The 14,742-nt window shown below is 58.9% G+C and carries 10 protein-coding genes and 1 tRNA gene; 10 read left to right on the forward strand and 1 reads right to left on the reverse strand.

The annotated features are described in order from the left end of the window. Positions 1–22 precede the first annotated feature (22 nt). The 10 genes from tilS to GSF67_RS20090 all read left to right on the forward strand — a co-directional run bounded on the left by tilS (position 23) and on the right by GSF67_RS20090 (position 13,640). On the forward strand, positions 23–1,354 hold the full coding sequence (tilS, locus tag GSF67_RS20045; protein ID WP_006310280.1) for a tRNA lysidine(34) synthetase TilS: 1,332 nt from the start codon (positions 23–25) through the stop codon (positions 1,352–1,354). Positions 1,355–1,508: 154 nt separating this feature from the next. Then, positions 1,509–3,455 carry an ATP-dependent zinc metalloprotease FtsH gene (gene ftsH / locus GSF67_RS20050; RefSeq protein WP_006310285.1) on the forward strand — a complete coding sequence of 649 codons (1,947 nt, stop codon included), beginning with the start codon at positions 1,509–1,511 and terminating at the stop codon, positions 3,453–3,455. A 188-nt stretch (positions 3,456–3,643) separates the two neighbouring features. Then, positions 3,644–4,996, forward strand: a complete 1,353-nt coding sequence (gene glmM / locus GSF67_RS20055) for a phosphoglucosamine mutase (protein WP_006310287.1) — start codon at positions 3,644–3,646, stop codon at positions 4,994–4,996. A 184-nt stretch (positions 4,997–5,180) separates the two neighbouring features. Then, a complete protein-coding gene (locus GSF67_RS20060) occupies positions 5,181–6,026 on the forward strand; it encodes an outer membrane protein (protein ID WP_035214599.1) in 846 nt (281 codons plus the stop codon). 213 nt (positions 6,027–6,239) lie between these two features. Further along, complete coding sequence (locus GSF67_RS20065) at positions 6,240–7,418, forward strand: phosphoserine transaminase (RefSeq protein ID WP_006310290.1); 1,179 nt, start codon at positions 6,240–6,242, stop codon at positions 7,416–7,418. Between the two features lie 83 nt (positions 7,419–7,501). Beyond that, a complete protein-coding gene (gene serA / locus GSF67_RS20070) occupies positions 7,502–9,097 on the forward strand; it encodes a phosphoglycerate dehydrogenase (protein ID WP_006310291.1) in 1,596 nt (531 codons plus the stop codon). 225 nt (positions 9,098–9,322) lie between these two features. Continuing rightward, a complete protein-coding gene (locus GSF67_RS20075) occupies positions 9,323–10,402 on the forward strand; it encodes a Tim44 domain-containing protein (protein WP_006310292.1) in 1,080 nt (359 codons plus the stop codon). A gap of 439 nt (positions 10,403–10,841) precedes the next feature. Further along, positions 10,842–12,032, forward strand: a complete 1,191-nt coding sequence (locus GSF67_RS20080) for an OpgC family protein (protein ID WP_006310294.1) — start codon at positions 10,842–10,844, stop codon at positions 12,030–12,032. A 198-nt stretch (positions 12,033–12,230) separates the two neighbouring features. Beyond that, a complete protein-coding gene (mnmA, locus tag GSF67_RS20085) occupies positions 12,231–13,427 on the forward strand; it encodes a tRNA 2-thiouridine(34) synthase MnmA (protein WP_035214601.1) in 1,197 nt (398 codons plus the stop codon). Between the two features lie 136 nt (positions 13,428–13,563). Further along, a tRNA-Met gene (locus GSF67_RS20090) sits at positions 13,564–13,640 on the forward strand. 286 nt (positions 13,641–13,926) lie between these two features. On the opposite strand, the gene GSF67_RS20095 is transcribed toward GSF67_RS20090, so the two are convergent. Next, positions 13,927–14,619, reverse strand: a complete 693-nt coding sequence (locus tag GSF67_RS20095; protein ID WP_006310298.1) for a glutathione S-transferase family protein — start codon at positions 14,617–14,619, stop codon at positions 13,927–13,929. Between the last annotated feature and the right edge of the window lie 123 nt (positions 14,620–14,742).

Below are 14,742 nucleotides of genomic sequence, written 5' to 3' on the forward strand. Positions count from 1 at the left end.
TTTCCTGCGTCGCGGGTGTTCCATGCCGGTTGATGCCCGCACTCCCATTGAAAAGACAGTTGCGCCGCTTGCGGCGGCGAGTGCTTTTGTCGAAAGCCTCCGGAAACCCACCCATATTCTCATTGCAATCTCAGGCGGCAGCGACTCCACCGGCCTGTTGCTGGCATTACAAGAAGCAAAAAAGGCTGACGACAAGGGTTTGCGACTTTCCGCCGTCACGGTCGATCATGCGCTGAGACCGGAATCCGCCGACGAGGCACGCAAGGTTGCCATGCTTTGCGCCGAACTCGGAATTCGCCACGCCACACGCCGATGGGATGGGCCCAAACCGGCCTCCGGCCTTTCCGAGGCGTCCCGGCTTGCGCGTTATCGCCTGATTGCCGATGTTGCCCGTGAGACCGGCGTCGATCTTGTTGTGACCGGACATACGATTGGCGACCAACGCGAAACCGTGGCGATGCGCGCCGCCCGCAGCGGCGGCAGTGACAATCTCGGCCTTTCCGGCATGGCGGATGCGGTCTTATACGATGCACATCTCTGGATCATGCGGCCATTCCTCGCCTGTGAGAGACAGGTAATCCGCGATTACATGTCGTCACGCTCAAGGCATTGGCTGGATGATCCGAGCAATGAAAATATCAGATATGAGCGCGTCCGTGTGCGCCAGACGCTGCCTCACTCTCCGATCGCGCTTGATGAGAGCACTGCCGTCAGAAGGCAGATGCTCTCTGAAAGAACAGCCGTTTTCCTGCGCGAACGTGCGCAGGTTTTTCATGCCGCCCTTGCCAGATTGGCCGACGACGACGTCAATCCCGATCTTCCCGAGTTTCGGCATGGGCTGGCGGCATTGATCGCCGCACTCGGTGGTAGATCCTATTTCCCGGCGGCAAGCAGCATGGAGCGTGTTCTGCGCTTCCTCAAGACAGGTGAAACCGGGCGGATGACGGTTGGCCGGGTTTTGCTCGACCGCCGGCGGGACGGGCTTTATATTTTCCGCGAGCAGCGAAACCTGCCGGAGCTTCAGATCGAATCCTCCGGGCAGGCCGTTTGGGATGATCGTTTCCTGGTTAAAAACGGATCGGACTTTCCAATTAACGTTGCGGCGGGGAGGGTGGGTACCGCTGCCCAGGCCGCAGCGCTTTTTCCGTCCGCGCCCTCCGGGGTGGTGAAACCGGCAATGGCGGGTCTGCCGCAAATTGCCGCAGCGGCCGAAGGATGGGTTTCCACGCCTGAGGTTGCCATCACGCCCAGGCTTGCCCCTTTCGATCTTTTCCTGCCGCGTTTCGACCTTGAGTTGGCGAATGCAATCGCCAATTTATTCGGCCGGCCGGCCTACCCACAGCCCCCGGTTTAAATCCGGCCTCTTTTTCGTGAATTGCCATGGAATAGTTTTTACACCAAAACGCATCAGATAATGCGCTTTGCCTTGGCAACAGCATATGTCGTCCTTATGTTAGGGGCACATAATGGCGGGCAGCAGATATGTCCGTGTGAGTTCGGGGAGTTCAATGAACCCAAATTTCAGAAATTTCGCCTTGTGGGCCGTGATCGCCCTGTTGCTGATCGCGCTGTTCAGCATGTTCCAGACGTCGCCGACGCAAACGGGTTCACGGGAGATTCCGTATTCCCAGTTTATTCGTGACGTGGATTCCGGGCGAGTTCGCGACGTGACCGTCACCGGTAACCGGGTTCTCGGAACCTATACCGAAAACGGCACGGCCTTTCAGACCTATTCCCCCGTCATTGACGACAGCCTGATGGAGCGCTTGCAGAGCAAGAACGTCACCATCGTGGCGCGTCCGGAAAGCGACGGCTCCTCGGGTTTCCTGAGCTATCTCGGCACGCTTCTGCCTATGTTCCTCATCCTCGGCGTCTGGCTGTTCTTCATGCGGCAGATGCAGGGCGGTTCGCGTGGTGCGATGGGCTTTGGCAAATCAAAGGCCAAGCTTCTGACGGAAGCCCACGGCCGCGTGACGTTTGACGACGTCGCAGGCGTGGACGAAGCCAAGCAGGATCTCGAGGAAATCGTGGAATTCCTGCGCGATCCGCAGAAGTTCCAGCGTCTCGGCGGTAAGATTCCGCGCGGCGTGCTGCTGGTCGGGCCTCCGGGCACCGGTAAGACGCTTCTCGCCCGCTCCGTCGCCGGCGAAGCCAACGTGCCGTTCTTCACGATTTCCGGTTCGGACTTCGTTGAAATGTTCGTCGGCGTCGGTGCAAGCCGCGTGCGTGACATGTTCGAGCAGGCCAAGAAGAACGCACCCTGCATCATCTTCATCGACGAAATCGACGCCGTCGGCCGCCATCGTGGCGCCGGTCTCGGTGGCGGTAACGACGAACGCGAACAGACGCTGAACCAGCTGTTGGTCGAGATGGATGGCTTTGAGGCGAATGAAGGCATCATCCTCATCGCCGCTACCAACCGTCCTGATGTTCTTGACCCCGCGCTTCTGCGTCCCGGCCGTTTCGACCGTCAGGTCGTCGTGCCGAACCCGGATATTGTCGGCCGCGAGCGCATCCTCAAGGTTCACGTTCGCAACGTGCCGCTGGCGCCGAATGTCGATCTCAAGATTCTGGCCCGCGGTACGCCCGGCTTTTCGGGTGCGGATCTGATGAACCTCGTCAACGAAGCCGCCCTCATGGCCGCCCGCCGCAACAAGCGCGTGGTCACCATGCAGGAGTTCGAAGACGCCAAGGACAAGATCATGATGGGTGCGGAACGCCGCTCCTCCGCCATGACCGAAGCCGAAAAGAAGCTGACCGCCTATCATGAGGCCGGCCATGCGATTACTGCGCTGAAGGTTGCCGTGGCCGATCCGCTGCACAAGGCGACGATCATTCCGCGTGGCCGTGCACTCGGCATGGTGATGCAGCTGCCGGAAGGCGACCGCTATTCCATGAGCTACAAGTGGATGGTATCGCGCCTTGTCATCATGATGGGTGGCCGCGTTGCCGAGGAATTGACCTTCGGCAAGGAGAACATCACGTCTGGCGCGTCTTCTGACATCGAGCAGGCCACCAAGCTTGCCCGCGCCATGGTCACACAATGGGGCTTCTCCGACGCTCTCGGTCAGGTGGCTTATGGTGAAAACCAGCAGGAAGTGTTCCTTGGCCATTCCGTCTCGCAGTCGAAGAACGTCTCCGAGGCAACGGCCCAGACGATCGATACCGAAGTCCGCCGTCTGATCGACGAGGCTTACACCGAAGCACGGCGTATCCTCACGGACAACCACGACGGCTTTGTCGCAATAGCCGAGGGTCTTCTCGAATATGAGACCCTGACAGGTGAGGAGATCAAGGCATTGCTGAGGGGCGAAAAGCCCGCTCGCGATCTGGGTGACGATTCGCCCGGCAGTCGTGGTTCAGCGGTGCCGAAAGCCGGCGCCAAGAAGGACGGCCCGAGTGAAGCCAAGGGCGATGGCGAGGCCGAAGGCGGCATGGAGCCGCAGCCGCATTGATCGCCTGCGCGAACGAATGATTGTAAAAGGCCATCCGGGTTTCCGGGTGGCCTTTTCATTTTGGTAACAACATATAAGCCATTTTTGCGCTAATTTACGTGCTGTTTATCGTGGTTTGTGGCATCTAGCCAAAACGCTTCCGGTTATTTTTATCGTTCGCCGGAATGCCCGAGAGATTTGGAGTTCAAATGGCACGCCGTTATTTCGGAACCGATGGTATCCGCGGACAATCGAACGTCTTTCCCATGACACCTGACCTGGCGATGCGCGTAGGTATCGCCGTCGGAACGATTTTCCGCCGCGGCCATCATCGCCATCGTGTCGTGATCGGCAAGGATACGCGCCTTTCCGGTTATATGCTGGAAAACGCGCTGGTTGCCGGTTTCACCGCAGCCGGTCTCGATGTCTTCCTGCTCGGCCCTATCCCAACGCCGGCCGTTGCCATGCTCACCCGTTCGCTGCGCGCGGATATCGGTGTGATGATCTCCGCCTCGCACAACCCATTCTCCGATAACGGGATTAAGCTTTTCGGTCCCGATGGCTATAAGCTCTCCGATGAGCTGGAGCTGGAGATCGAGGATCTTCTCGACAAGGATATCTATGCCCAGCTGGCCAAGCCGGCCGAAATCGGCCGCGCCAAGCGTGTCGATGGCGACATCTACCGGTATATCGAATTCGTCAAACGCACCCTGCCGCGCGATGTGACGCTGAGCGGGTTGAGGATCGCCATCGACTGCGCCAATGGTGCCGCCTACAAGGTGGCACCCGCAGCACTCTGGGAACTGGGTGCTGAAGTCGTCACCATCGGCAATGAGCCGAATGGCATCAATATCAATCTCGAATGTGGCTCCACCCATCCCGAAGCACTGCAGAAAAAGGTGCATGAGGTCCGCGCCGATATCGGCATCGCGCTCGATGGCGATGCGGACCGCGTCATCATCGTTGATGAGCGCGGCGAGATCGTCGATGGCGACCAGTTGATGGCCGTCATCGCCGATAGCTGGGCCGCCGACAACACATTGCGCGGCGGTGGCATCGTGGCGACCGTCATGTCCAATCTCGGTCTGGAACGTTTCCTCGGCGATAAGGGCCTCACCCTTGCCCGCACCAAGGTTGGCGACCGCTATGTCGTCGAGCATATGCGCAACCACAATTTCAACGTCGGCGGTGAGCAGTCCGGCCATATCGTGCTTTCGGATTACGGTACGACGGGTGATGGTCTGGTGGCGGCCTTGCAGGTTCTCGCCAAGGTCAAGCGCTCCGGCCTCACGGTCAGCGAAGTGTGTCGCAAGTTCGAGCCCGTGCCACAGCTCTTGAAGAATGTGCGTATTTCCGGCGGTAAGCCGCTGGAAAATCCGATCGTGCTGCAGGCGATTGCAGATGCGGAAAGCGCGCTGGCCAATAATGGCCGCCTCGTCATCCGTCCTTCCGGCACGGAGCCGCTGATCCGCGTCATGGCGGAGGGCGACGATAGTGCAAAGGTGGAAAAGATCGTCAACGATCTCGTCGGCGTCATCTCCAGTGCCCGCTCGGCCGCCTGAGTTGCCGCGACAGTAATGAAAGACAAAAGCCGGCCGTCGAGCCGGCTTTTTCTTTGAGAGTTTTCTAATAAATATAGTGAATGATCGTGGTTAATCCGGACTTAACCATTTTACGCCACTCTCCAGAACTGAACAGTTCACTGGCAGCTGCCGCAACGCACGTGCCTCTTCTGGAGTGGAAGTCATGAAAAACGCCCTGGCCGGATTTCTGGCCGTTCTGCTGACCGGCACAAGCGCCGTCGGCGCCGACCTATATCAAGCCGAACCAGCACCCGCCTATGTCGATGCCCCTGAAGTGACCGTCACCCAGGCGAGCGGCTGGTATCTGCGCGGCGACGTCGGTTATTCCTTCAACAAGCTACGCGGCGCCCATTATTATCAGGGTGGCCCTGGCGGTTATCTTCAGGATTTTGAGACCGCGAAAATCAAGGATAGCTATAACATTGGCGCGGGTGTCGGTTATCAGTTCAACAACTATTTCCGCAGCGACGTGACCTTTGACTATATGGGCAAGTCGGATTTCCGTGGCTCCACCCGCGGTTATTGTGGCAATGGGGCCGAATGCGTCTCGACAGATCTGAGTTCGCTGAGGGCCTATACGCTGATGGCGAACGCCTATGTTGATCTCGGCACCTATGGTCGGGTCACGCCTTATGTCGGCGGCGGCGTCGGCGCGTCCTACGTCAAGTGGGACAAGCTTCGCAACACCTCCTGTGCGACCGATGGTTCGGGTTATTGCGATGAGACGACGGAACACGGCGGTCGCGGCAAGTGGCGCTTCGCCTACGCGCTGATGGCTGGTGCTTCCATCGACGTCACCTGTAATCTGAAGGCCGATATCGGCTATCGTTACCGCCACATCAACAAGGGCGACATGTTCGCTTACGAAAACAATGGCGGCCCCGGTCGTGACAAGGGCCTCTATTCGCATGAAGTGCGTCTCGGCGGCCGTTATGTCTTCAACGGTTGCGATACGGCACAATACATGCCGCCCGCCGATATTCCGCTGCAGCCAGCCGTTTACAAATAAACGTCACGGCCCCCTGGTATTTTCAGACCGCCCGCATCTCAACGATGCGGGCGGTTTCGTTTTGGGGGCACCTGAACCAAGGGTGTGACGCATATAGGCCAAGATTCTTCTGAGTAGCGACATATTCCGCTTGACGGAGGCCGGCGACAGGAATAGCAACGGCGGCAGGACACCTCTCCCTAACGAGAGGCGCCTATCTGAAAGGGTAGTCAAATGACAGATATAGTGAAGCCGGACCTCCGTCCGGGCAATACGCATTTCTCTTCTGGTCCCTGCTCGAAGCGTCCCGGTTGGTCGCTAGATGCTCTCTCCGATGCGCCGCTCGGCCGCTCGCATCGCGCCAAGGTTGGCAAAGCCAAGCTGAAGCAGGCCATCGATCTCACCCGTGAAATTCTCAATGTTCCCGCTGATTATCGCATCGGCATCGTTCCCGCATCCGACACCGGCGCCGTTGAAATGGCGCTCTGGTCGCTGCTCGGTGAACGCGGCGTCGATATGCTCGCCTGGGAAAGCTTCGGTGCCGGCTGGGTCACCGACGTCGTCAAGCAGCTGAAGCTGAAGGACGTCCGCAAGTTCGAGGCCGATTATGGCCTGCTGCCGAACTTCGCCGAGGTCGATTTCGACCGTGACGTGGTCTTCACCTGGAACGGCACGACATCAGGCGTTCGCGTTGCCAATGCCGATTTCATTCCTGCTGACCGCAAGGGCCTGACGATCTGCGACGCCACCTCGGCGGCCTTCGCGCAGGACATGGACTTTACCAAACTCGACGTCGTTACCTTCTCCTGGCAGAAGGTTCTGGGCGGCGAGGGCGGCCATGGCGTCATCATCCTTTCGCCCCGCGCTGTCGAGCGCCTGCTGAGCTATTCGCCGGCATGGCCGCTGCCGAAAATCTTCCGCATGGTCTCCGGCGGCAAGCTGATCGAAGGCATCTTCACCGGCGAAACGATCAATACGCCCTCCATGCTGTGCGTTGAGGACTATATCGATGCTCTGCTGTGGGCGAAGAACCTCGGTGGGCTCAAGGCTCTCATCGGCCGTGCCGACGCCAATGCCAAGGTCATCTACGACTTCATCGAGAAGAACAACTGGATCGCCAATCTGGCTGTCAAGCCGGAAACCCGCTCCAACACTTCCGTCTGCCTGAAGATCGTCGATCCCGACGTACAGGCGCTTGACGCAGCCGCGCAGGCGGATTTCGCCAAGGGCATCGTTGCCCTGCTCGAAAAGGAAAATGTCGCCCTCGATATCGGCGCTTACCGTGACGCACCGTCCGGTCTGCGCATCTGGGCCGGCGCCACCATCGAGACGGCCGATATGGAAGCTGTCATGCCTTGGCTTGCCTGGGCTTACCAGACGCAGAAGGCAGCACTTTCCAAGGCTGCCGCCTGATTTTGATACCGGCCCTGCGCTGATGCAGGGCCGCATATTCCCCGCTTTCAAAACTGCACCGCTTTTCAAGGAGCCCGTAAACCATGGCACCTCGCGTACTTGTATCCGACGAACTGTCGGAAACCGCCGTCCAGATTTTCCGTGATCGTGGCGTCGAAGTCGATTTCCAGCCGAAGCTCGGCAAGGACAAGGACAAACTTGCCGAAATCATTGGCAATTATGATGGTCTGGCCATTCGTTCCGCCACTAAGGCGACCGAAAAGCTGATCGAGGCTGCGACCAATCTGAAGGTCATCGGCCGCGCCGGCATCGGCGTCGATAACGTCGATATTCCGGCTGCCTCGCGCCGCGGTATCATCGTCATGAACACGCCGTTTGGCAACTCCATCACCACTGCCGAACATGCCATCGCCCTGATGTTTGCCGTCGCGCGCCAGCTTCCGGCCGCCGATAGCTCCACGCAGGCCGGCAAGTGGGAAAAGTCGAAATTCATGGGTGTCGAAATCACCGGCAAGACGCTCGGCGTCATCGGTGCCGGCAATATCGGCGGCATCGTTTGCTCGCGGGCGCTGGGCTTGAAGATGCATGTTCTGGCCTATGATCCCTTCCTGTCGCCGGAGCGCGCACAGGAAATGGGCGTCACCAAGGTTGAGCTGGACGAGTTGCTGGCGCAGGCCGATTTTATCACCCTGCACGTGCCGATGACCGACAAGACCCGCGGCATTCTCAATGCTGAAAATCTGGCCAAGACCAAGAAGGGCGTGCGCATCGTCAACTGCGCCCGTGGTGGTCTGGTGGATGAAGCAGCCCTTGCCGAAGCCATCAAGTCTGGCCATGTCGCCGGCGCCGGTTTCGACGTGTTCGAAGTCGAGCCCGCCACCGAGAGCCCGCTTTTCGGTCTGCCAAACGTCGTCTGCACGCCGCATCTTGGCGCTTCGACCACGGAAGCGCAGGAAAATGTTGCCCTGCAGGTTGCCGAGCAGATGTCGGATTACCTCGTCAAGGGTGCCGTTTCCAACGCCATCAACATGCCGTCGATCACGGCTGAAGAAGCGCCGCGCCTGAAGCCCTTCATCCGTCTCGCGGATGTTCTTGGCTCCTTCGTCGGTCAGGTGCAGGAAAGCGCCACCAAGGAAATCGAAATCCTCTATGATGGCGCAACCGCCAACATGAACACCAAGGCATTGACCAGCGCGTTGCTTGCCGGCCTCATCCGCAGCCAGGTTGCCGATGTGAACATGGTTTCCGCACCGGTCATGATCAAGGAAAAGGGTATCATCCTCTCCGAAGTCAAGCGTGACAAGACCGGCGTTTATGACGGCTACATCAAGCTGACGGTGAAGACGGAAAACCAGATCCGCTCGGTTGCCGGCACGGTGTTCTCGGATGGCAAGCCGCGCTTCATCCAGATCAAGAACATAAACATGGATGCCGATGTCGGATCGCACATGATCTACATCACCAACACCGACGTTCCCGGCATGATCGGCTTCATGGGCACCACGCTCGGCGAGGCTGGCGTCAACATCGCCAACTTCCAGCTTGGCCGTGAAAAGGAAGCCGGCGATGCCATCGCGCTTCTTTATGTCGATGGTCCGGTTTCCGAAGAGGTGCTCGACAAGCTGCGCGCCAACTCGGCGATCCGCCAGGTCAAGCCGCTGACTTTTAACGTCGACTGATCTTATCGTTCCTCCCAAGGGGACAATAAGGCCCGGTGCAGGGGAAACCCTGTGCCGGGTTTTTTGGTTTTCCGGCCATCAGATTGATAATGTAACAAGCCAGTATCGCGCTTTGGTTGCATATCACAAAAAATTTAAGACGGGTGGTCTAAAAATGATGATCATGAGTTGCTATATCGCCTGCTGAGATGCTGCTCATGGGAGGGCGGCCAACAGGAGATAGTGATGTTTGCTGCCTTTCGGCGCTTCAAGGGTTTGTTCGCAGTCGCCGCGCTTGGTATCGCGGTATCTTTCGTGGCGGTTGACATGGCAGAGGCACGCCGCGCCAGCGGCGGTTTCGGCAGCCGCGGCACGCGGACCTATTCCGCTCCGCCTTCGACAAGCACTGCGCCCGGCCAGACCGCGCCGATCAACCGCAGCATGACCCCCAATACCAACCAGGCAGCACCCAATGCTGCCCAGCCGGCTCGTCCCGGTGCGCAGGCAGCGCCGCAGCAGAGCCGCGGCCTGTTTGGTGGCATGATGGGTGGTCTGATGGGCGGCCTGTTGATGGGCGGCCTGTTCGGCATGCTGATGGGCGGCGGTTTTGGTGGCATGGCCGGTTTCTTCGGCATGTTGCTGCAGGTGGCGCTGATCGGCGTTCTGGTGATGCTCGCCATGCGTTTCTTCGCCTCGCGCCGTCAGGGCCAGCCCGCTTATGGCTCGGCCGGTGGGTCGCAGCGCACGGATCATTCCGGCTCGTCCTTTAATGGCGGTTCGCAGGCCGGTCCTTCCGCATCCTCGTTCAAGATTCCGAAGATCGGCGCGCTTGCCGGTGCTGCGGGTGGTGCAACTGCTGCGGCCGCCGCCACAGCCAAGCCGGCACCGCACGCCAATGCCGTATCGGAAGGCGATGAAATCGGTATCACCCAGGGTGACCTCGAAACCTTCCAGAAGATGCTGCAAGACGTTCAGTCGGCTTATGGTGCCGAGGACTACGGCACGTTGCGCAAGCTGACGACGCCGGAAGCTATGTCCTATCTGGCCGAGGAACTGAGCGACAATGCCACCAGCGGTGTGAAAAACGACGTCCGCGACGTGACGCTGCTGCAGGGCGATGTTGCCGAAGCCTGGCACGAAGAGGGCCAGGATTACGCGACGGTGGCCATGCGTTACTCCGCCATCGACATCATGCGTGATCGCACCTCTGGCAAGGTTATTGAGGGTGACGAGCACAAGCCTTCCGAAGCGGTGGAAATGTGGACCTTCGTTCGCCGCCCCGGCAATGACAACTGGCACGTCGCCGCCATTCAGGGCGCCGCCTGAGAAAATCGTCGTCGCTCTTTTAAAAATATTCGGCCCGGATCTTCATAGCTCCGGGCCTCTTTTATTTCCGCCCGGATTACCGTCTCGGATCGGCGAAAAACGACGGCAAAATTTTACCGACGACATCTCGGCATCTGTCTGCTGCAATTTTTTGCTTCGCATTGCTATGCAAGGCTTTACACTCTCAAAGCCGAGGCATATCAACCGCGCATGGCTGCTTCGCTCCACGGAATCGCCTTTTTTCATTCATCTGTCATTCAGTCCAGGCGTCCTAACCACGGATCGTACACGTCAATGTGACTTTTCGCTTCGGTCCCAAACCGCTCTGGAAAGGGAACCTCAGCCGCAAAACAGCGTTGACAATCCAATTCCCGGCGCCTCGCAGGCCGGGCTGGGTGGCCGGGCAATGCACGGTCCGCGAGAACGGAGAGCTATCGATATGAAACGCTTTGACCTGATCGACGGGATGCGTGGTTACTTCCTCGTCTTCATGCTGATCAACCATCTGGTGTTTGCAGGCGGCTTCTGGCTGGTGGAAATCAATCACCGGCAGTTTGCCTTTGTCGAGGATGCGCAGGGCTTCGTCTTCCTGTCCGGTCTGCTGATCGGCATGGTTTATGCGCGCAAGATGATGAAATACGGATACGATGCCGGCAAGCAGATGATCTGGAACCGGGCGATGGAGCTCTATCGTTATGCGATGGGCCTCGTTATCGCCGTGCTGTTCTTCCGCATGGTCATCCCGCATGCGCCTTACATCTGGTACAACTGGCTCGGCATGACGTCGTTTGACGATCCGCTGCGTCTGGCGGCCATTGCGACATTCCTCTTCCAGCCGACCTTCATGGATATTCTGCCGCAATATATCGTCTACATGCTGTTTGCGCCTGTTCTTGTTAAGCTCTGCCTTGATGGCAAGTGGGCCTATGTCATGGCCGGCTCCCTGCTGGTGTGGATGGCCGGTCAGCTTGGTCTTCAGCAGATCGTCACCACGCCGCTCAACGAACTCGTCAAGGGTGCCGACGAACAGGGCATCCGCGTCAGCTTCAACCTGCTCGGCTGGCAGCTGGTGTTTTATTCCGCACTCGTCATGGGCGCGATGACGGCGCAGAACCGCGTTCCGTGGAAGAAGATTTTCTCGCCTGAGCATACCTGGCTGCCGAAGGCTGCCCTTCTGATCTGCCTGTTCTTCATGCCGCTGCGCATCGCCACGGCCTGGGGGCTGATGCCGGAATTCATGATGGGCAAGTTCTCGACCATGGAAATCCGCGCTGACTTCGGCCCGGTCTACCTCATCAACTTCCTTGCCGTTGGTGTCGGCCTGACCTGGCTGGTGATTGCCGGTCCGCAGCACCATCGCCCGATCGTGCGCTCCATCGCCGAAGGTGTGATCTGGGTGCTGTCGCTGAAGTTCCTGCAATTGCTTGGCCGCCATTCGCTGCAGGTCTATGTCTGGCATGTAGCCATCGTCTACGCCGTCTATTATCTCGACGGCCGCACGGCAGAGCTGTCGCAGCTCAACAAGACCCTGATCGCTTTCACGGCTATTGGACTGTTGGCCTTGCCCGCCCTGTGGCGGGAGCGCGACAAGTGGTTTGGCACCAGTGGCCAGAAGACCGCCGGCGCATAAATACCTGCCGTCATCGGAATCTGATGGCTTTACGGGGCGGTTTTCCGCCCCGTACTTGCGTGTGCGGCCATTCCTTTCTATATGCACCCCTTAAATCCGCAGGCAGGCTGGCCCGAATGACGGCCAGGATGACGCGCAGCGGATGACCGACAGGCGGCGGGGCCTTTACCCCCGTTATGACTGACGATGGGAAAAAACGTGAATACGCTCGATTTTGACAAGAGGCCGGAAGATACCCGGATCGTTGTCGCCATGTCCGGTGGCGTCGATTCGTCCGTGGTGGCCGGTATCCTCAAGCGCGAGGGCTATGATGTCCTCGGCATTACGCTTCAGCTTTACGACCATGGCGCTGCCGTGCACCGCGCTGGCTCCTGTTGTGCCGGTCAGGATATCGACGATGCGCGCCGGGTCTGCGAAACGCTCGGCATTCCGCATTATGTGCTGGATTACGAAGCGCGGTTCCGTGAAACCGTCATCAACCCCTTTGCCGAAGCCTATGCGATGGGTGAAACGCCGATCCCCTGTGTGGCCTGCAACCAGACGGTAAAATTCGCCGATCTGCTTGCCACCGCGCAGGAGCTGGGTGCCGATGCACTGGCAACAGGCCATTATATCCGCTCCCGCCCCAATCCGGTCTCCGGCAAGCCGGGGCGGCGTGCGCTTTACCGCCCGATCGACAGCGATCGTGACCAGAGCTGGTTCCTGTTTGCCACCACGCAGGAGCAGATCGACTACCTGCGCTTTCCGCTCGGTGGCCTCTCCAAGGCCGAAACGCGGGCGCTGGCGGAAGAGATGGGGCTTGTGGTGGCCAAGAAGGCCGACAGCCAGGACATCTGTTTCGTGCCGCAGGGCAAATATACCGATATCATCAACAAGCTGAAGCCGAATGCGGCTCTGGCGGGCGATATCGTGCATCTCGACGGCCGTGTGCTCGGCCGCCACGACGGTATCGTGCATTATACGATCGGCCAGCGCCGCGGCATCGGCGTCGCAACGGGAGAACCGCTTTACGTCGTGCATCTCGACGCACGAGGCCGTCGGGTCATTGTTGGCCCGCGTGAGGCGCTGGAAACCCGCCGCGTCTATCTGCGCGATATGAACTGGCTGGGTGATGGTGCGCTTGCGGCTGATGCCGGGCAGGGTTTTACCTGTTTCGCCAAGGTGCGCTCAACCCGCCCGCCGACGGAAGCGGTGCTGCATGCGGATGAAAATGGCATCTATGTGGATCTGATGACCGGTGAGGCCGGTGTTGCTCCCGGCCAGGCCTGCGTGCTTTATTCCGCGCCGGGTCCGGATGCCCGCGTTTACGGCGGCGGCTTCATCGACCGTTCGGAACGCTCAGTGGATGCCGAGGCATCGCTGAAGGCGCTTCTGGAAAAGCCGGTTGCCGCCTGAAACAATTCGCTTTTTGCAGCGATGCGGAAAGCGAATTTTTTGCGCATCTTGCGCTTGACACTTTGGGGAGCGGCACCTTATAAGCCGCTCATCCTGATGGAGCGAGCCAGTCACATGACTGTCACGTTTCCTCTGTGGCGGGGTAGCTCAGGTGGTTAGAGCAGCGGAATCATAATCCGCGTGTCGGGGGTTCAAGTCCCTCTCCCGCTACCATTTCTCACATAAATATACATCAAATCGACTGACAGCGTAGCTTTTGTGCGTCTCATCACAATGATGGCTGACGCGCATCTTCTGCGCTTTATCTGGGGGTCGCCCAAAAAAAGGGAAACCCGCTCACTGTAAAATACAGCCAGCGGGTCTCAACCTTTACCCCCTCCCACAAGGGCGGCTGCACAAAAGCACGTAAAATAAAATATGGCAAGATCATGGCGAGTATATTCTTGCGATGATCGCCGCCTTTGGTAGATTTTGGATCAGAAGTTGAGCAGTACCTGGGTCAGTTCTTTGAGGCCGCGGTGTAGCCAGCCAGTTGGGCGTCAAACGCGCGCTTGAAAGCTGGACGGGCCTTGCCTCGCTCGACATAGGCCAAAAGGTTCCCGTAGTCTTTTAATATGCCTGACGATTCCAGTCGGCGTAAGACGCAGATCATCAGAATATCTGCAGCGCTGAAAGAGCCTTCGAGCCATTCCCGGTCGCCAAGCCATGCGGACAACTCGTCAAGGCGTTTCAGGAGCTGTTCCTTGGTCCGGGCGAGGCGGGCTTCGTGCCACGGCTCGTTGCGCTCAAAGAGCCAGACCGTAGTGAAGTTGAGGATGGATGGTTCGATCGTGTTCAATGCAGCGAACATCCAGGTAATGGTGCGGGCTCGTCGCAACGCGTCCTCCGGCAGCAGGCCTCTATGATGTTGCGCGATATGCATCACGATCGCGCCCGACTCGAACAGAATGAGGTCGCCCTGCTCATAGGAGGGTATCTGGCCGAAAGGCTGGTAAGCGAGGTGCGAGGCTTCCTTCATCGCTTCGAACGACAGGCGTCGGACATGATAGGGCTGGCCCACTTCCTCGAGCGCCCATCGCACCGGCATATCACGCGCGAGACCGCGGCCGCCATCGGGAGAGCGTTCAAAAACGGTGATCGTCGGGTTCGGCTTCATCTCTATAGAAGCGGGGACTGTTTCGATATTTGACATCCTGTGTCTCCATACGAGGTCCGTATTTCCAGGAGCAACCTCCGCCTTGCGGGGCGTTCAGTCAACGGTGCCGCCGCACAGGCAGTCAGTGTAGATATCGAGATGGTGATGGAGAGTGGTCTT

Origin of the sequence: Agrobacterium sp. CGMCC 11546, from assembly GCF_013365515.1 — a bacterium.
In the GTDB taxonomy this organism is placed as follows: Bacteria; Pseudomonadota; Alphaproteobacteria; order Rhizobiales; family Rhizobiaceae; genus Agrobacterium; species Agrobacterium fabrum.